The sequence below is a fragment of the Hyphomicrobium sp. 1Nfss2.1 genome, from assembly GCF_965243865.1.
Lineage (GTDB): Bacteria > Pseudomonadota > Alphaproteobacteria > Rhizobiales > Hyphomicrobiaceae > Hyphomicrobium_A.
Genome location: NZ_OZ251603.1, coordinates 3115642 through 3132715 on the forward strand (window position 1 = coordinate 3115642; position 17074 = coordinate 3132715).

General features: G+C 62.4%; 15 protein-coding genes and 1 pseudogene. 8 read left to right on the plus strand and 8 right to left on the minus strand.

Features of this window, described 5'->3' with window-relative positions; translation table 11 throughout:
• Positions 1-9 precede the first annotated feature (9 nt).
• Together ACP15D_RS15130 and ACP15D_RS15135 are read left to right on the plus strand one after the other, a co-directional pair.
• Positions 10-810, plus strand: coding sequence for a quinoprotein dehydrogenase-associated SoxYZ-like carrier (locus ACP15D_RS15130; RefSeq protein ID WP_424958269.1), 801 nt, complete (start codon positions 10-12; stop codon positions 808-810).
• Positions 807-1115, plus strand: a complete 309-nt coding sequence (locus tag ACP15D_RS15135; RefSeq protein ID WP_424958270.1) for a hypothetical protein — start codon at positions 807-809, stop codon at positions 1113-1115. The genes ACP15D_RS15130 and ACP15D_RS15135 overlap by 4 nt, the downstream gene beginning before the upstream one ends.
• Before the next feature lie 301 nt (positions 1116-1416).
• Here the strand turns inward: ACP15D_RS15135 and ACP15D_RS15140 are convergent, their stop codons facing one another.
• Positions 1417-1743 (minus strand): LysR substrate-binding domain-containing protein, encoded by a 327-nt coding sequence (locus tag ACP15D_RS15140; protein ID WP_424958271.1) that lies wholly within the window; start codon positions 1741-1743, stop codon positions 1417-1419.
• Positions 1736-1885: a hypothetical protein gene (locus tag ACP15D_RS15145; RefSeq protein WP_424958272.1), complete on the minus strand. Its 150-nt coding sequence runs from the start codon at positions 1883-1885 to the stop codon at positions 1736-1738. Before ACP15D_RS15145 ends, ACP15D_RS15140 begins: the two co-directional genes overlap by 8 nt.
• A gap of 339 nt (positions 1886-2224) precedes the next feature.
• Between ACP15D_RS15145 and ACP15D_RS15150 the strand changes: the two genes are divergently transcribed.
• The 3 genes and pseudogenes from ACP15D_RS15150 to ACP15D_RS15160 all read left to right on the plus strand — a co-directional run bounded on the left by ACP15D_RS15150 (position 2225) and on the right by ACP15D_RS15160 (position 7480).
• Positions 2225-4162 carry an FAD-dependent oxidoreductase gene (locus tag ACP15D_RS15150; protein WP_424958273.1) on the plus strand — a complete coding sequence of 646 codons (1938 nt, stop codon included), beginning with the start codon at positions 2225-2227 and terminating at the stop codon, positions 4160-4162.
• Between the two features lie 146 nt (positions 4163-4308).
• On the plus strand, positions 4309-6615 hold the full coding sequence (gene fdhF, locus ACP15D_RS15155) for a formate dehydrogenase subunit alpha (RefSeq protein WP_424958274.1): 2307 nt from the start codon (positions 4309-4311) through the stop codon (positions 6613-6615).
• A gap of 253 nt (positions 6616-6868) precedes the next feature.
• Positions 6869-7480 (plus strand): annotated as a pseudogene (locus ACP15D_RS15160) (tyrosine-type recombinase/integrase).
• A 163-nt stretch (positions 7481-7643) separates the two neighbouring features.
• Here ACP15D_RS15160 and ACP15D_RS15165 read toward each other — a convergent pair.
• Complete coding sequence (locus tag ACP15D_RS15165; protein ID WP_424958275.1) at positions 7644-8030, minus strand: hypothetical protein; 387 nt, start codon at positions 8028-8030, stop codon at positions 7644-7646.
• A 524-nt stretch (positions 8031-8554) separates the two neighbouring features.
• On the opposite strand from ACP15D_RS15165, the gene ACP15D_RS15170 reads away from it, so the two are divergent.
• Entirely contained in the window at positions 8555-8902 is a 348-nt protein-coding gene (locus ACP15D_RS15170) for an ArsR/SmtB family transcription factor (RefSeq protein WP_424958276.1), read from the plus strand.
• Positions 8889-9830 carry an SRPBCC family protein gene (locus tag ACP15D_RS15175; RefSeq protein ID WP_424958277.1) on the plus strand — a complete coding sequence of 314 codons (942 nt, stop codon included), beginning with the start codon at positions 8889-8891 and terminating at the stop codon, positions 9828-9830. The genes ACP15D_RS15170 and ACP15D_RS15175 overlap by 14 nt, the downstream gene beginning before the upstream one ends.
• Before the next feature lie 293 nt (positions 9831-10123).
• On the opposite strand, the gene ACP15D_RS15180 is transcribed toward ACP15D_RS15175, so the two are convergent.
• Positions 10124-11170, minus strand: a complete 1047-nt coding sequence (locus ACP15D_RS15180; RefSeq protein WP_424959248.1) for a class I SAM-dependent methyltransferase — start codon at positions 11168-11170, stop codon at positions 10124-10126.
• 168 nt (positions 11171-11338) lie between these two features.
• On the opposite strand from ACP15D_RS15180, the gene ACP15D_RS15185 reads away from it, so the two are divergent.
• Entirely contained in the window at positions 11339-11482 is a 144-nt protein-coding gene (locus ACP15D_RS15185) for a hypothetical protein (protein ID WP_424958278.1), read from the plus strand.
• A 311-nt stretch (positions 11483-11793) separates the two neighbouring features.
• On the opposite strand, the gene ACP15D_RS15190 is transcribed toward ACP15D_RS15185, so the two are convergent.
• From ACP15D_RS15190 to ACP15D_RS15205, 4 genes are all read right to left on the minus strand, one after another.
• Entirely contained in the window at positions 11794-12231 is a 438-nt protein-coding gene (locus ACP15D_RS15190; RefSeq protein ID WP_424958279.1) for a hypothetical protein, read from the minus strand.
• 101 nt (positions 12232-12332) lie between these two features.
• Positions 12333-12614 (minus strand): hypothetical protein, encoded by a 282-nt coding sequence (locus tag ACP15D_RS15195; RefSeq protein ID WP_424958280.1) that lies wholly within the window; start codon positions 12612-12614, stop codon positions 12333-12335.
• The gene (locus ACP15D_RS15200; RefSeq protein ID WP_424958281.1) at positions 12614-13156 is read right to left on the minus strand and encodes an invasion associated locus B family protein; all 543 of its coding nucleotides are present in this window, start codon (positions 13154-13156) and stop codon (positions 12614-12616) included. The genes ACP15D_RS15195 and ACP15D_RS15200 overlap by 1 nt, the downstream gene beginning before the upstream one ends.
• A gap of 86 nt (positions 13157-13242) precedes the next feature.
• On the minus strand, positions 13243-16800 hold the full coding sequence (locus ACP15D_RS15205) for an autotransporter domain-containing protein (RefSeq protein ID WP_424958282.1): 3558 nt from the start codon (positions 16798-16800) through the stop codon (positions 13243-13245).
• Between the last annotated feature and the right edge of the window lie 274 nt (positions 16801-17074).

Consider the following 17074-nt stretch of genomic DNA (forward strand, 5'->3'; position numbering starts at 1 on the left):
GTGAGGGCAATGCGCTTCCTGGTTTGTTTCATCGCACTCTCTTGCGCTTGCCTCACTCAAGCTCGTGCGGATCCCACATGGGATGCGATCCGCAAGGACCTGTTCCAGGACCGACAGATCATCGACGATGGTGAATCGATCCGCATCGTCGCGCCTAAACGCGCCGAGGATGCTTCCATCGTGCCCGTCACGATTTACATCTCCGGCGGCCTTGCCGCGCGTGCAACGCAGCTCTCGCTGATCATCGACGAAAATCCCGCACCCATTGCCGCGGTCTTCAAGTTTGGAGATGGCTATCGCGAAGGCAACGTCGGCGATCGTGTCATCGAGACGCGTATTCGCCTCAACGACATGAGCGCAGTTCGCGCCGTGCTTGAAACCGCCGATGAACCGGGCAAGGCCTATGCAGCCAGCCAGTTCGTTGCTGGCGCCGGTGGCTGCACGTCGACGTCGTTGAAGGACATGGACGAGGCACGGGCCTCATTGGGCAAGACGCGCTTGCGTGTCGACCACGACGCAACGCGCGGACCCGCGTGGCGCGAAGTTTTGCTGCAGGTGCGCCACCCCAACTTTTCCGGCATGCAGATCGACACCAAGACCAATGCCTATCTGCCGGCGCACTTCGTCGAGCGCATCGACCTCGATGTCGCCAGTCGCCCGCTGGTAACCATCGAAAGCGGCATGTCGATCGCTGAGAACCCAAGCTTCCGCTTCAGCTTCGGCGATTCAGTTGGTGGACCCGTCAAGGCCGTCGTGCGCGATACCAAAGGCGGTCTCTTCAGCGCTCAGACGGAGCGCGTCCTACAGTGATCCGCTTCGGCCCGGTGAGCGTGGCTTCGCTCTTGCTTGCAACATCCGCCGCCGCGGAGATCCACGACTACATGATCCTGCGCCTGCTCTACCTCAATACGAGCTGCGGCGTTGAGCACCTTGAGCGCCTTGAGCCCGACACACCAGAGACCCGCCGCTTTCACGCTGAGTGCAGGGATGTGGCAGCCTATCCAAACGGTATCGACGTTGTCTGCGCGGACGTTCTCGACGACCGCTCATGCAAGGTCGAGACAACGCCCAAGAACTTCGACAACCTTGAGCTACTGAGCCCCCGCACCGAATAAGATCAACGTTATTACCTTTTAGGAAAGGCCCTGTGCCGCTCGGCCATCACTGAGCTGGAGAGTCACGAAACCGCGGAGAAAACTGACATCTCACAGCCGGTTCACCTCCACGAGCGGACCTGATCGGCGATCATCCAGGAGGTGCCCGACCACGGCTGGTCGATTTCTGCTCGTGGGACGAACCGTGGGATGACGCACGGCGACACCCGCACCGCAGACCTAGTCCGAAAGCTGGCATGAGGCTCCGGCGCTCGGGGCCACAACCGCACCTCAATGGTCCGTCGTGATAGGCGCGCCGCAACTAGACAGCGGGAAGAAAGCTTGCGCCCTCCGCCTTCAGAAAGTCCCACATGGCCACGCCGGCGGGCAGAAGCTGCTTCTGTTTGCCTCTGACGGCGTACCATTGGCGAACAATCGGTAAGCCCTCGACGGGCAGAACGCTCAGCCAACCTGCAGCAACCTCGGCCGCAACTGTATGCGCGGAGATGAAAGCAAGGCCGAGGCCAGCCATCACCGCCTGCTTGATCGTCTCGTTGCTGCCGAATTCAGCTCCGGTACGCGGCGCAACGTTGTGCTCGGCGAAGAGACGTTCCATCAGGGTGCGCGTCCCCGATCCCGGCTCACGCATGAGAACGTTCTCGTTCGCCAGCGTTGCCAACTCGACGCCGCCGCCGGCCAGCGAGGCCGTGACGAGCGGGCGCGATGATGACGAATGGGTGGTCGCCGATCGGCTGCTGCGAGACGGCGAGATTGTCCGGAGGCGTTCCCATGATCGCAACGTCGAGATCGAGCCGTTCCAGCGCAGTGATGATTGTCCCGCGGTTTCCCCTCCGGTCAGTTTGATGTCGATGCGCGGATGCGATGTGGCGAAAGCGGCAATGGCGCGCGGAGCAAAATACTTGGCGGCGCTGACGACGCCGATTGAAACCCGGCCTCTATCCAGCTGCGCTCTAGGTTCTCTTTGATGGTGTTATACCTATTGCGAATTCACGATAGAGCAAAACTATTACAGTATCGACCGCATCAATAAACGCCGGCGCAGCCGCTCCCACAGCGGCACAGGCTTTCGGGCCTTCGAGCCTCAGGTTTGGAAATAAGGGCGGGCGACGATGCTACCCACTGAAGTGATCGCCGGGCAGATCCACAAGCCGAACATCGGCACTCTCGTCGAAGAAGGCGCGCGGATGTACCGCGTCGTTATCGACGGCATGACAGTTGCGGCCGCGGCCGGCTCCTCCTTGCTCGCGGCGGCGCGGAAGGCGGGGATCTCCATACCCTCCATGTGCGACGATCCCCGACTGAAGCCGAGCGGCGAGTGCGGAATGTGCCTCGTCGAGGTAGCCGGGCAATGCGAGCCGGCGAAGGCGTGTCAGACGCTCGTGGCCGATGGGCTCGAGGTCACGACCGAGACGCCAGCGCTGAGCGCCCTGCGCAAGGCGCGGCTCAACGAGATGCTGTCCAATCACAACGCGTATTGCCAGCCGCCCTGCCAGACGGCGTGCCCCGCCGGCATCGACATCGCGGGATACATCCGCTTGATCGCGGAGGGCAATCACGTAGCGGCGACGGCGCTGATCAAGGAGATGCTGCCGCTGCCGGGCATTCTCGGACGCGTCTGCCCGCGTCCATGCGAGGACCCCTGCCGGCGCAAGCAGATCGACGCCGAGCCCGTCGCCATCTGCGCCTTGAAGCGCCACGCCGCCGACAAGGCGCGCGAGACCGGCTTGCCGACGCAGCCGCTGGCCAAGCCGAGCACGGGCAAGCGCGTCGCGGTGGTCGGAGCCGGCCCGAGCGGACTTTCGGCGGCCTATTACCTGGCACTCGAAGGGCACGCGGTGACGGTGCTCGAGGCCGAAAAGGAGGCAGGTGGAACCCTGCGCTTCGGGATTCCCTCCTATCGCCTGCCGAACCACGTCCTCGACGAGGAGATCGCCGACATCCTGTCGCTCGGCATCGAGCTCAAGACCAACCGACGCATGGGGCGCGACTACAGGATCGAGGATTTGCGGGCACAAGGCTTCGACGCCGTGTTCCTGTCGATCGGCGCGATGCTCGGCAAGCAATCGAACGTACCGAACGAGGATGCGCCCGGCGTCATGCCCGCGGTGAAGTTTCTACGGAGCGTCAACTGGGGTGAGCGGCCCGCGATCGGCAAGCGCGTTGTCGTGATCGGCGGCGGCTTTACGGCCGCGGACGCGGCGCGCACCGCAAGGCGCGAAGGTGCATCCGAGGTCGTCATGATGTACCGGCGAAGGAAGGCGGAGATGACGGCAGCTGCGCACGAGGTGCACGAGTGCGAGGTCGAAGGCGTCACCTTCGATTTTCTCGCGGCGCCCGTCGCAGTCGTGACCGAGAACGGCTGCGCCATCGGCCTCACCGCGCAGCGCATGGCGCTCGGTGCGCCCGATGCCAGTGGACGGCGCCGGCCCGAGCCGATCGAAGGATCGGAGTATTTCGTGGCCGCCGACACGATCCTGATGGCAATCGGCCAGGACGTCGATGCGCAGACGCTCAACGCCGGCGATCTCGGCACCAACAGATGGGGTCACATCACCATCGATGAGGCGACGATGACGACGAGCCTGCGCGGTGTTTTCGCAGGGGGAGATTGCGCGACGGGCGCGGCCACGGTGGTGGAAGCCGTAGCAGCCGGGCGCAAAGGCGCCTACGCCATTCATGCCTACCTCAATGGCGCCGACGAGCGCGGCATCGCCAACGCGATCGCGCGATCGCTGCCGCAGTTCTTCGATATCGGCGCGACCGCGAGACAACCGGCCAGGATGGCCGAGATGCCGGTGCTCGATGGCACTGCGCGCGTGGCGGCGTTCCGCAGGTCCTCTCACGTCAGCCACGGGGACAATGACGGCGCCTTCGCGGAGGTCGAGCTCGGGCTTTCGGACGAGGTTGCCCTGAGAGAGGCCGAGCGTTGCCTTCAGTGCGTCTGCCAGGCCGCAGGATCCTGCAAGCTGCAGAAGTATTCGCTCGAGTACGGCGCAGGCACCAAAGAGTACGTAGGCAGGCCCTATGCGCGGAGTACCCGCGTGTAGTCGAGCCTCATGCGGTGGAATCTCATGCAGTCAAACTAAAATTTGCGGAGCTTCGCGCGATGGAATTTCATGCGATCGAGTCCAGTGCAACCGAGCCTGATGCAATCGAGCCCTGTGCATTCGAATCTCGCGTCTACGAACCTTTGATGTCGTGGCCGTTTTTCGAGCTCAATCGCGAGAAGTGCATCCAGTGCATGGCCTGCGTGAACATCTGCGAAACAGTCCAGCATCGCCAAGTCTACACGATCGACGGCGAGGGTTACCCAGCACTGGTCAGCGGCACGCACGATTTCCGCGACACCGAGTGCAACAACTGCGGCCAGTGCGTCGGCGTTTGCCCCACCGGGGCCTTGAAGAGCCTCTTTGACTCCGGCGTCACATCCAAAGCTCAGCGCCAGAAGACCGATAGTGTCTGCAACTTCTGCGGCACCGGCTGCGCCATCGAGTTCGAGACCGAGGGCAACAAAATCGTCGCCGTCAACGCATCGACGCGGTCGCCGTCCAACTCTGGCAACCTGTGCGTCAAGGGCCGCTTCGGCATGGACTTCATCCAGAGTCCGGAGCGCCTGACCAAGCCGCTTATCCGCCGCGGCGGCAAGGGCGCGCCGCTCGAGGAGGCAAGTTGGGAGGAGGTGATCGCCCATGTGGCGCGGCGGCTCAATGAGATCAAAGCCACGCACGGCCCGCACGCCATCGCAGCGCTCACCTCGGCGCGTGTCAGTAACGAGGACAATTACGTTCTGCAAAAGCTCATTCGCTGCGCGGTCGGTACCAATAACACCGACCATTGCGCCAGGCTCTGCCACATGGCGAGCGTCGTGGCTCTGAAACTTGCGATTGGGTCGAGCGCGCCCTCTGCCTCTGCAATAGACATCGGACTGGCAAGTGTCATTCTTGCTGTCGGCTCAAATCCAACCGTCTCGCATCCCGTTATTTCAAGCCAGGTGCTGCGCGCCAAGTACGAGCGAGGTGCGAAGATCATCGCCGCCGACCCGCGCCGCACAGAGCTTGTTGGTCACGCCGATATCTGGCTGCGTTTGAAGCCAGGTACCAACGTGTCTCTCCTAAACTCGATCGCCCACGTTATCGTCGGGGAGGGACTTACGAACGAAGCCTTCATCAAAGCGCGCACCGCGAACTATGATGCTTACATCGGCAACCTGGCGCGGTACAGCCCAGAGAGAATGGCGGTCGTCACCAGGGTGGATCCTGACCTCGTTCGCGAGGTTGCTCGCCTCTATGCCAAAGCTGAGCGCGGCATGTCGCTTTGGGGCATGGGTATCACCCAGCATTTGAAGGGCGTCGATGGTGCACTCGGCATGGCCAACCTGGCACTGCTCACGGGACACGTTGGGCGACCGGGCACCGGATGGATGCCGTTGCGCGGGCAGGCGAACGTTCAGGGCGCTTCCGACATGCAGGGTCATCACAACGCGCTTCCCGGCTACCAGTCGATCACCGATCCCGCCGCGCGCGCGAAGTTTGAGAAGGCCTGGGGCGTGCAGTTGCCGGACAATCCCTACCTCTCCATCATCGAGATGGAAGAGGCGGCGGCCACGGGTCAGATCCGCGCCATGTACATCATGGGCGACAACGCTATTGCAGCAAGTCCCGATACGGCCGCCGTCGAGAAAGGCCTCGCCAATCTCGATTTCCTGGTGGTGCAGGACATCTTCATGTCCGACACGGCCAAGCTCGCCGATGTCGTGCTGCCGGCTGCGGCGTTCGCCGAGAAGGAAGGAACATTCACCAACACCGAGCGGCGTGTGCAGCTCCTCAACAAGGCGGTCGAGCCGCCTGGCGAAGCGCGCCCCGATTGGCAGATCGTGTGCGACGTTTCGACCGCGATGGGCTACCCCATGTCGTATCGCAATGCGGCCGCGATCATGGAAGAGATCGCCTCGCTCGTCCCCTCCTATGGGGGCATCCGCCATGAACGGCTCAAGGGCAACGCCGGTCTGCAGTGGCCGTGCCCGGACACCTCACACCCGGGCACCCGCTTCCTCTACGCGGAGCGCTTCCCGACGGATGACGGGCGGGCAAGCTTCAGCGTGCTCACCCAGCAGCGCGCCATCGAGGAAGTCAATGCCGACTACCCGTTGATCCTCGACACCGGGCGCCAGCTCGAGCACTACGACACGGGCACGATGACCCGCCGCTCGCGCGGGCTCAACTACATGCGGCCCGACGGCGAGGTCGAGATAAATCCGGAGGATGCAAAGCGCGGCGACCTCAAGTCCGGCGACTGGGCGCGCCTGACGACGCGCCGGGGCTCTATCGAAGCACGCGTATGCGTCACGGATCGCATGCCGCAGGGAATGGTGTTCTATCCGTTCCACTATCCGGAGCAGTCGGCGAACAACCTCATTGGTACCGAGTTCGATGGCGCCTCTCGTACACCGGCATTCAAGGGCGCCGCGGCGCGAATTGAGCGGATCCAGCGCAACTGGTGATTCCAGCCGGCGGCGTAGCCTGCGTCGGGAGCAACGAAGGACTGCTTGGGGTGCCCCGAGCTCCTGTCACCGAAGCAGCAAGTCGGATCTGGATCATAGCAATCCTCATCGTCGATCGGCGGCACGTCGATTCAGGGTCAAAATGTAGCCTGCTAAACCTGACGACGAAAAAGTAGCCGGAAACCAGCCGTCGAGTCCGCCGCTTGGCTCGGGGCGGTCGCATGCTGGTCTGTCTCTAGAAAGGAGACCGACTATGGAAACCGATAACGTACATGACGAACCACATCCCGTCCGCCGCCAGCCTTGGAACAAAAGCAGACTCATCGGCGCCAAGCCGCCGCTGCGCCCCAGCCACGTCTGGTCGATACGGACCAAGCTTCAGATGTCGGATCGAAAGCGCGACCTTGCTCCAACCTGGCCATTGACAGCAAGCTCCGCGGCTGTGACGTCGTCGCGCTGCGCGTCGATGACGTCGCCCCGAGTGGTTATACGATGGATCGCGCGACCATCCGGCAGAAGAAGACTGGGAGGCCCGTGCGCTTTGAGTTGACAGACCAGACACGCCTGGCTGTCGATGAATACCTAAGGCTGACCGGGTGGAAGTCGGGCCAAATCCTCTTCGCTGGTCGTGGCGATGGGTCACCGGGCTGACGACCAGACATTACGCACGGCTCGTACACGAGTGGGGCGCCAGTATCGGGCTCGATCCTGCAAAGTTCGGCACCCACTCGCTAAGACGGACGAAGGCCGTACTGATCTACCCGTCCAGCTCCTGCTTGGGCACTCCAAGATCGAGAGCACCGTTCGCTACCTGGGGATCGAGGTCGACGGCGCAATCGAGATCGCGGAGAAGATCGACATCTAACGGCAGAAGTACCTTTCTAAGCGGACCTGGTCGGCGATTGGCAAGGGGGCGCCGGCAACGGGCAGGCTGATGACCGCTCATGGGACTACGCGGATATCGACGCCACGGCGAGGAACAAGCTGACGAAGCGCGCAGGTGTGCGACTGGATACTCTGTCTTGGGGTCATCGGCTGAGATGCTCGAACAACGCGTTGGGTGCTTTGGTGCGGTCAGCAACCCAAACGAAAACGTCGGTACCTCCGGCGGCAGCACCTTCTTGAAAGCGCGGATTGTCCTGACGGTCCAAGGAGCGGCGAATGAAAGCCGCCGCCTCAGGATCGGCAGGGTCCGCAAAGAGACCGAGGAAGCCGAGAGTGACGAGACTGAAAACTTCCGCACCATCATCAAGGTCAGCTTGCTGAGCTAGCGCATCGAAGATCCCGAAGCAGTACCCGAGTACCCAGGTTCCTTCGAGGGCTTGCGACGGCGTCTGCATTGCCATCGTCAACTGCGTCGTAATGAGGTCTTGGCCGATCGTTGCGATTTTTCCGAGGCGATCTGCATCAGCCATTGTTGGAGACCCTTTCGCGAGAAGAGTTGAGGGTAGCCGAATGCGCCATACCCTAACAGAGGTTGACCGTGGGAACGTATGCATTGAGCCTGTGAGCGGATAATCACGGAAGGCACGCGATGGCCGGTTCAGCTCCGAAAGCTGACTGAGCCGTCCCATATCGTTAGAGCAAACGTGGTCGCGCGCAGACTTCTGCAATTGGGACCCAGTGACTAGGGCGCCTTCGCGAGGCGGATCCAGCTGTGGTCGTATATCGATCCTCGGGACACTTGGCGCTTCGGGCCAAAAGTGGGCGTCTCGAAACACCGACGATCAGGTGGCGCGCGCTTTCTGCATCTGTTCGCCGAGCCGGGAGCTACGTCACTAGCTTTGCCCAGGCGCTCGGCACTCCGACGGCACAACTCACGGCATCGTCCCTGAAATTCGCGTCAATCCTTCGTGCACCGGTCTTCGGTCGCCACTGGACAACTAAATCTCACTCGTGTAATACACCATCAGGTTAATTAATCTATCGGTGTTATACCGTGAAAGATCCTCTCAGCCGCACCTTCGCCGCGCTCGCAGACCCTACGCGCCGCGCGATGCTTGCCAGATTGTCTGAGGGCGAAGCCAACGTGTCCGACCTCGCAGAGCCTTTCCTCAAGGACATGAGCCTTCCTGCGGTGACCAAACATCTGAAGGTGCTGGAAGCGGCCGGGCTTATCACCAAGGGCCGCAAGGCGCAGTGGCGGCCGTGCCAGCTCAACGGCGAACCGCTGCGTGAAGCAGTGGACTGGATGGAGGAGCATCGGGTTGCGTGGGAAGCTCAGCTCGATCGGCTCGGCGCCTACCTGAAGACAAAAACCAAAGGAACCCGCCATGGCCGCAAGTAAGAAATCCAACGTCCTTTCGCTCTCGCGCGCCTATGACGCACCGCTGCAAGCCGTATGGGATGCCTGGACCGTTCCGGAGGAGGTAGCGCAGTGGTGGGGCCCGCGCGGCTTTACTCTAACAACCCATAGCCATGATCTGCGCACTGGCGGCCACTGGCACTACACCATGCACGGGCCGGACGGCACCGATTACGAGAACACAACGCAGTACCTGGAAGTCGTGCCCCGGCAACGCATGGTCTACGACCACGGCGGCCACAAGGATCGCCCGCCGCTGTTCCGCGTGACGGCGCTCTTCACCGAGCGTAACGGGCGGACGCAGCTCGACATGAGCATGGCGTTTGCGACCCCCGAAATCGCGACGGAAATGCGCGCGTTCATCAAGAAGGCCGGCGGCGAGGCAACCTGGGATCGGTTGGCCGAGTATCTGGAAAAGCGGCGATCTGGAGCAGAGCAGTTCTTCATCGCGCGCGCGTTCGATGCCCCGATCGATCGGGTGTACGAGATGTGGACTGAACCCGATCATCTCGCACAATGGTTGCCGCCGACGGGCGCCACCATGCGCTTCCTGCGCTTGGAGCCACATATCGGAGGCACGTCATTTTATTCGATGACGATGCCAAACGGCACGGTTTTATACGGTCAACTATCCTACCTGGCACTCGAAGCGCCGAGCCGCATCGTGTACACGCAGCAATTCTGCGACGAAAAGGAACGGGTGATCGGGGCGCCGTTTTTCTCGCACTGGCCGCGAACCATGCTCACGACAGTGGAGTTGGTCTCAGAAGCGCCAGATCGAACCCGCGTGTGTTTGAGGTGGGAGCCGCAGGATGCATCTCCTGCCGACATTGCGGAATTCGTCAAACAGCGTGGCAGCATGACAATGGGCTGGACGGGCTCATTCGACAAGTTGGCAGCATTGGCGTAGCGACACGGGATGTCGGTGCGGTACATTCTTCCGTTGGCGCAGTGTTGGGCATTGATGGTACGCCGCTGCTGCTTCCCTGCATGACGGCAGAGATGGGTCAGCTACGGCCGCCAAGCGATCGGCGACATTGGCCAGTCTATCTCCAAGATCGGACCCAATGAGAAGCGTCACCTGCCGCCTCCATTGCGAGGCACCCGATGGCCGTTATCGGGACGTTGCGCGGCCGTCCAACGCGACACCACCGCTCGCCGTGAAGTCGCTGGTGCAAGCAGTAGGTAGTCCGCGTCCCGCCCTCATGGACGGGCTTCGAGCACCATGTTGAATGGTGTCTCTGCTGCCCGACGAACCTTTGAGAAACCCCCTTGCCGAACGATAGCTGCGAGGCGTTTCTCGCCTGCCTGAGCACCGAGCGCAGCGCCGACCTCCTGACCCAGCGAGCAGGGGACGCAAACGCTGGTCGAGAATGCGTAGTAGATGCGGCCCACCGGGTTCAGGTTCTCACCGAGCGTGTCGCCCGCCATGGGCTCGACCAACATCAACGTGCCATCGCTTTTGAGGGAATTCCTGGCATGTCTTGCCGCACCCGCCGGATCTCCCATGTCGTGAAACGCATCGAAGATCGTGATGAGATCGAATCCTGATACCTCGTAATCTTGCGCCCGCGCAGTCTCGAAACGCACGTTGGCTAGTCCATTCGCGTGCAGGCGGGCGTGCACTATCGAGGCTTCATGAAAGTCATATCCGATGAACTCAGAGTTCGGGAACGCTTGCGCCATAATCAGAGTGGAGGCGCCGTGCCCACAGCCGACATCAGCCACCTTCGCACCGCGCTCAAGCTTCGCCACGACGCCGTCGAGCGCCGGCAGCCATTCGCTGACAAGGTGCCCTTTGTAGCCGGGGCGAAAGAACCGCTCGACACCACAGAACAGGCAATTGCAGCGATCACCCCAACCCAGGCCCTTGCCGCTCTTGAACGCTTCAGTGAGTTTCGGCTCATCAGCGAAAACAGCTGACAGCGAGTAGAATCCGCCTGTCATGAGGAAGGGGCTTTCCTCGTCCGCGAAGACGGCCGCCTGCTCGGGGGATAGCCAGAATGTACCCGCTGCCGCATCGCACGAGACGTAACCTGATGCGGCCTGCGCCCCGAGCCATTCACGCACATAACGCTCATGCGTTCCAGTCTTTCGGGCGAGCTCGGCTGAGCTAGTTGGCCCGTCGGCGAGAGCGCGATAGAGGCCAAGCTTGTCGCCCGTAAGAACCAGGGCCGCGTTCGCGGCTGCACCGATCTCCTTTACCATCGTCCCGAGCAGCGGCTCGAGCTTTGCCATATCCAGTTCCATCGCGTGTCCCTTCTTGCTTGCGACCACCTGTCGACTACGTGCGTAGAGCGAGTCGAGCTGAGAGAGGCTGGATGCAGAATGTAGCATCAGACCGGCTCGACGCTCGAAGGTGTGATCGCGTGGGATCGGTATGCCTGTTCCCTCGGGAACAGGGACGGATCCAAGCGAATGACGGTTCTGATCGCTCAGCAATACCTGGAGTTCGCTGCTGGCATCTTTGCCGGTAGTTCACCGCTCGCCAACGACCGTTCTTGGCTCAGCAGCCGACGTCAGAAGTCGTGGACGCCGCGCGGGGAACCGTTCACGGCCTGAGGTCGGCAATTGGGACGAACCGAACGGTTCTTCACCGTCCCGGCGCTACGAGCCAGGAGTACCCATCCCGCGAAGGCCGTCACTTTCTGCCGGCCCAACGCGAAACCTCAATATCGATCGAGCGCGCGCCGCCTGCGAGCGTCAAGCTGCTGTCGCCACGACGGATAGGACGGCGCGCACCCCACGAGATGGGCCAACCGCCGACATGCGCAACGTACGGCCCGCCTGCGGACGGCCTGCGCAGTCCCATGAGCGGCAGTGGGGCCCTCTGATCAGCGATGTTGAAGCCGTTGGGGGGCTGCAAAGTAGCGTTACAAGTCCGAGGAATTGGTGCGATATGCCCGCACAGTCTTCTGAACGAATCCAGCCACGCCGTCGGCATTTGGAATGTCCCAGAAGCCGAACTTGCCTTGATAGTCGGTGTGTCTTCTCCTAGGCGGCAAGCCTGATACGAATAGCACTGTGCCGACTTTTTTTTCGCCGCGCAGGATCTCTGGCTCGGGATCGGCAAATCCGAGGTCGATGCTCATGCTGTCGACGCTTCCCAACAATCGGCATAGAACGATCGCTCTGCGGTCCGTCAGGACATAGACCGTGTTCGCCGCGCGCCAGGCGTTGACGAAGGGGCCCGCGGTCAATGCCACGCCGGCAAGGAGGGCGACCTGGCCTGCGACGTGAAAAAGAGCCACGATGCCGGCAATGGCTATGATCGGCACGCCGATCCAGAACAGGAAGCGCATCTTACGCATGGTCGCTCGAGCATCGGGATGGCCGGCCCATACCAGCGTCTCTCCCGGCGCAAATCCCGCTACCACCTCCACACGGAGGGCTGCTCTGCGGCTGGCGAACCCTAGTTCCACGGCGTTCCAGACAGGATGACAGCACTGAGGAACAGTGCGTATACCGCGCCGGGAAACGCAAGTAGAGCAAGAACAACATTGGCGAGCCACGTACGGCCCGCTGCGCGAAGCAGGTAGCCGCCTGAGAGAATTGCGAGCACAAAGAGCGTGGCGAGGATCCAGATGTGCATGTTGAACGATGAGATCCAGCCTAGGGCAAGACCTTCGAAGAGGTAGGAGGCGACGACACCCGCTATTACGAGATCGGTGGCCAGGAGCAAGCGGAACAGCATCACTTGACCAACGCCGCGGTGCGGTCATATGCGCCCGCAAATCCACTCAAATAGATGGAGAAGGACATCTCCCGACCCCCATCGGCGGCAGCCTCGACCTTCAGCACCTTGCCCGACCGAAGCGCTTTGATGGTCCCGGCATCGAACTCGACGTCGATCAGGCAGCCTATGGGTAGGCAGGTGCGGAAGCGCTGTACATCGCCTGCCTCGCCGTCGTCGAGCACGAAACGTGCACCCTTATCCAGTGCAAGGCCGAACGGCAGCACCAGTGTGCCCTTTGCGCTGCCGGCATCGGGCTTGAGCTCAATCGCCAGCGCCCGCTGCCGCGTGTTCGCCGCCAGTTGCTCTTGTGCAAGCGCGCATACCTTGCGCTGTGCGCCTTCGGCCGGCTGCAACGCGCACGCGACCGTCCAGTCGCCGTGCGCTTCGCGCAGCGAGCCTGCGCCGCCAGGGAGCGTGAGGTCTTGAGCGAACACTGCGGCGGATAGGGCGAGAAGCACAAACATGGAGGCTGAAACAAGAATGTTGAAACGGTGGGCCATGGTGGCTCTCGATGTTGGAGGATTAGGGCAGCATGCGCCGGCCGCCCGGGCGGCGGCGGCCGATGCATGCTGCGTGGCGTCGATGCTCAGAACTTCACGTTGACGCCGCCCTTCACGCTCTGATCGATGAACTCCGCGCCGAACTGCCCGCCATAGGTGATGCCGAGTGTGGCATCGGGGGCGAGCGTTACGACGAGGCCGGTGTCGACGACGAGAACATTCTCCGCGAGAGGCACGCCAGCAATGGCGAAGGGGTCGCCACCTGTGGCGAACGTCATGAGCGACACCGGCACGTCGTCGCCGAAGACGTGCTGCCAGCCGAGCGAGCCGGTGAGGCGTGCCTTTGACCGCCCTAGCAGGAAGGCAGTATCGGCCCGCAGTCCGAGCGTCAGGAACGGCGCATCAATTTGGTGAGAGGCCACCGAAAGGGCCGCTGCGCCGCCCGTCTCCGAGAGGGCGTCCGTATCGAGGCTGACATAGGCGAGGTTGGCAAACGGCTCGAAGCGCGTGTTGGCGCCCGTATCGATGCGCCAGGCCGCCTCGCCGAACGCCTGCGCCGTCGCCGCGTCGTAGCTCGCCTCGAGCCGATCTGAAAAACCGGTGAACGCAACCGTACGCGCCGTCTCGATTTCGTGCCACCCATAGGCGCCGCCGAAGCGCAAGCCTAGAGCACCCCACTGCCCGCCGCCGTAGAGCGCCGCATGACCGCTCTCCGCCGCGCCCGAGGAGGCGCGGGCTCCCACGTCGAAATCCGAGTGACTGTAGCCCGCGAGCGCGCCGATCCGCACATGGTCAGAGACGCCCGCGTCGGCGCCGAGAAAGAGACCGCCGATGGAACGATTGAGGCTCCCCGCGTTGCCGTCGCTATCCCAATCGCCCCACGACCCGAAGCCCTGACCCCAGAACGCGAAGCGGTCCGAGATCCTTTGCTCGCCGGTCGCGCTTCTGTCGCTTGCCACCGCATCGAACGCGGCGCGCGTGCGGGCGACGGCAGCTTCACGCACGAAGCGGCTGTCTTCGATGAGCGCCGTCTTGGCGCTGGCGTGGACTTCGCCGGAGAGCAGATCCAGTGCGCCGGGTGCTTCGGCGTTGGAGAGGTTCAGCACCGCCGTATAGAGGCTTCCGGAACCCAACGAGAAAACGCCTTCACCTGCCGCGCATTGATTGGCGCTCATGCCCGACAAGCAGAAGGTGGCCGCAGCGAGGGACGAGGTCAGGAAGACATTATTGGCATCATATGCGAGGGCGAAGTTGAGGAAGGCATAGTTGTCGGTGAGTGTATCGAATTCGCCGGTGACGCCGCCCGCGGCCGTCAGGATGGTATAGGTGCCGGCCGTATAAGTCGTGCCGGTATCGGTGCCGTTGGCCGGTGTGACATGCACCGTACCGCCGTTGATGGTGGCCGTGCCGGTGGCGTTGATGAGGTCGTTGTTGGTGCCGGCAACGAACCCGCCATCGTTGAGTTCGACGGTGTAGGTCGAGCCGGCGTTCATGGTGATACTGGCGACATTGAGCGTGCCGATGGAGTTGCCCGGCGCGATGGTGCCGCCCGACAAAATACCGACCACACCGAGCGTGCCCGAACCGCCGAGCGTGCCGCCCGCCACGACAACCCCACCACCAAGTATATTGTTCACGTAGAGACTGCCGCCGACGACGTTGGTAAGGCCGTTGAAGCCGGAGGAGTCGCCGGTCAGGTTTGTGACACCGGCAACGTGATTGATCGTGCCCACGCCGGAAATCGCGGCATCGAAAGCGTAGTTCGTATCGGTGTGGTTGAAGATCAGTGATCCAGTGCCCGCACCGAAATTCACATTGGCTACATTCAGCGTTCCCGCGCCGACTGCAGCGCTGAGGGCCTGTGCGCCGATTATCACCTCGCCCCCAGCTGAGGCGTTCTGGGCAATGGTCAAGGTGCCAGCGCCGCCATCCACATTCACGTTCGCACCCTCGGCGACGGTCAATCGACCATCCCCGGACGTTCCAACATGAAGGGTTGCGCCCGTGGTCCACATGGTGCCGACCCCGGTTACCAAGGCGCTGCCTTCACCGCTTGCCTGCGTGCCGATGGAAGCGTCGGCGGTGACGGCTGTGGCGCCATCGGCGATGATCAAGGCACCCGTTCCGCTTTGGCCCACATTCATGAAATCGCCACTGTAGCTTGCGCCCGCCCCGGTGATGGTGAGCGTGCCGACCGAGTTGACCGCCGTGCCGACAAATGTAGTGCCGCTGGTCACCATCAGGGCGCCGCTATCCGAGACGGTGACCGCGCCCATACCGCCGGAGACGCCAATGCTGAGGCCATTGTTGCCGACCAACTGGGAATTGGCGCCGGTCACCACGATCGCGCCATCGCCGGCGGGACTAGCCACGCCGACCTGGATGCCGTTCGTTGCGGAGACGTTACCGCCATCGGCAATCGTCAGGTCACCGGCGGTATCAAAGCCAACATATAGAATGCCACCCGCGCTCAGGGACGAGCCTGAACCCGTTACCGTCGCCGTGCCGTTCGCGCCACTATAATTGCCGACAACGACGTTGTTCGTCACGATCACATCGGCGTCATCCTCGACCAGCAACGTGCCCGCGCCCGAATTGCCGACAACCAAACCGTTCGCCATCAGTATAGAACCAACGCCAGTCACGGTCGCCGTGCCGATGCCGCCCGCACCTCCGCCAATCTGGAAGGAGTTGGCGCTCACTGTGCCTGCACTATCTACGGTCAGTGTGCCGGTGCCCAAATTGCCAACGACAAAGGGACCGCCGAGCGTGAGGCTGCCACCGCTGCTGACCGTCACCGTGCCGTTGGCGCTGGCGGTATTGCCGACGTTGACATTGTTATTCAGGTTCGCGGTAACCACCGCATTGTCTGCAATGGTGAGGATCCCGGTCCCGCTATCCCCGATCGTGACAAACGCGCTGATATCCAGCGTCGAGCCAGTGCCGGTCACGAGCGCCGTGCCTTGCGCGCCGACATTGGAGCCGAGGTTCAAATTGACGGTATCGACATCGGCTCCGGTGTTGATCGTAAGCGTTCCGTCGCTGCCCATGCCAATGCCGACAGACAGGTTACTGCTGAAGGTTCCAGTGGCCGAATTGGCGAAGGTCAGTTGACCTGTCGTGTTGTCACCGAACCCGACAAGGCCGTTTCCAGCGGTGAGAGCGGATGAGCCTGTAATGGTCGCAAAACCGTTTGCGCCCTGGCCAACATAGAAATCATTCGTGAGGTTCAACGCGCCGGTGTTGGCAACGCTGAGATTGCCTTGAGCGCCATCGCCAAGCACCAGGCTCGTCGCGTTCAATTCCGCACCGGTCCCCTGGATCTGCAGGGCACCGGCGGCGGTGTCGCCAATCGTTACAATCGCGCCCGCCGCGCTGGTGCCTACGCCGATCACCGGAAAACCGGTGGTCGTATTGACGAAGACGTTGTCGGCATTGGTCGGGACGTTGCTCGTGTCCCAGTTGGTACTGAGGGACCAGTCTGTGTCGGTCGCGCCCGTCCAAATCGTATCCGCCGCCAGTGTCGGCGCCGTCAACCCCACCAGCGCCGTGGTCGAAAGCAGCAAGAGCGCGAAGTGGTTCCGTCGTCTTTCCGCACGAAGCGCGCGCTTCCGACACACACTCATCATGATGCCGTCCGTCATTAACCGTGCCCCCGCGCCCAAGTGACGTGGCAGCGGCTGCAGCAAGCGAGCCGCCACTTTTTCTCGACTCGCAGAGAAGTATCCGGATACCAAACGTCCGACTTGGACAGGAGGGAATGGCGGAGCGGACGCGAGGGAAATGCGCGCAATCGGGCAGCCGGTCGTAGCGAACTTGCCACGCCGAATGGCGCTTTCTAGGACCCCAGAGAAGTGCGGCTTGGAGCCGAGGGAAATCTCACGTTTGTGCCGCGGCTTGCATTACATAGCTACGTTG

What these genes read in the sequence shown, in the direction of transcription:
- ACP15D_RS15130 (WP_424958269.1), top strand. Translation starts at nt 10, where the DNA reads ATGCGCTTCCTGGTTTGTTTCATCGCACTCTCTTGCGCTTGCCTCACT.
- ACP15D_RS15140 (WP_424958271.1), bottom strand. Translation starts at nt 1,743, where the DNA reads ATGCGTGAGCCGGGATCGGGGACGCGCACCCTGATGGAACGTCTCTTC.
- ACP15D_RS15145 (WP_424958272.1), bottom strand. Translation starts at nt 1,885, where the DNA reads ATGGGAACGCCTCCGGACAATCTCGCCGTCTCGCAGCAGCCGATCGGC.
- ACP15D_RS15150 (WP_424958273.1), top strand. Translation starts at nt 2,225, where the DNA reads ATGCTACCCACTGAAGTGATCGCCGGGCAGATCCACAAGCCGAACATC.
- fdhF (WP_424958274.1), top strand. Translation starts at nt 4,309, where the DNA reads ATGTCGTGGCCGTTTTTCGAGCTCAATCGCGAGAAGTGCATCCAGTGC.
- ACP15D_RS15165 (WP_424958275.1), bottom strand. Translation starts at nt 8,030, where the DNA reads ATGGCTGATGCAGATCGCCTCGGAAAAATCGCAACGATCGGCCAAGAC.
- ACP15D_RS15175 (WP_424958277.1), top strand. Translation starts at nt 8,889, where the DNA reads ATGGCCGCAAGTAAGAAATCCAACGTCCTTTCGCTCTCGCGCGCCTAT.
- ACP15D_RS15180 (WP_424959248.1), bottom strand. Translation starts at nt 11,170, where the DNA reads ATGGAACTGGATATGGCAAAGCTCGAGCCGCTGCTCGGGACGATGGTA.
- ACP15D_RS15185 (WP_424958278.1), top strand. Translation starts at nt 11,339, where the DNA reads ATGACGGTTCTGATCGCTCAGCAATACCTGGAGTTCGCTGCTGGCATC.
- ACP15D_RS15190 (WP_424958279.1), bottom strand. Translation starts at nt 12,231, where the DNA reads ATGCGTAAGATGCGCTTCCTGTTCTGGATCGGCGTGCCGATCATAGCC.
- ACP15D_RS15195 (WP_424958280.1), bottom strand. Translation starts at nt 12,614, where the DNA reads ATGCTGTTCCGCTTGCTCCTGGCCACCGATCTCGTAATAGCGGGTGTC.
- ACP15D_RS15200 (WP_424958281.1), bottom strand. Translation starts at nt 13,156, where the DNA reads ATGGCCCACCGTTTCAACATTCTTGTTTCAGCCTCCATGTTTGTGCTT.
- ACP15D_RS15205 (WP_424958282.1), bottom strand. Translation starts at nt 16,800, where the DNA reads ATGACGGACGGCATCATGATGAGTGTGTGTCGGAAGCGCGCGCTTCGT.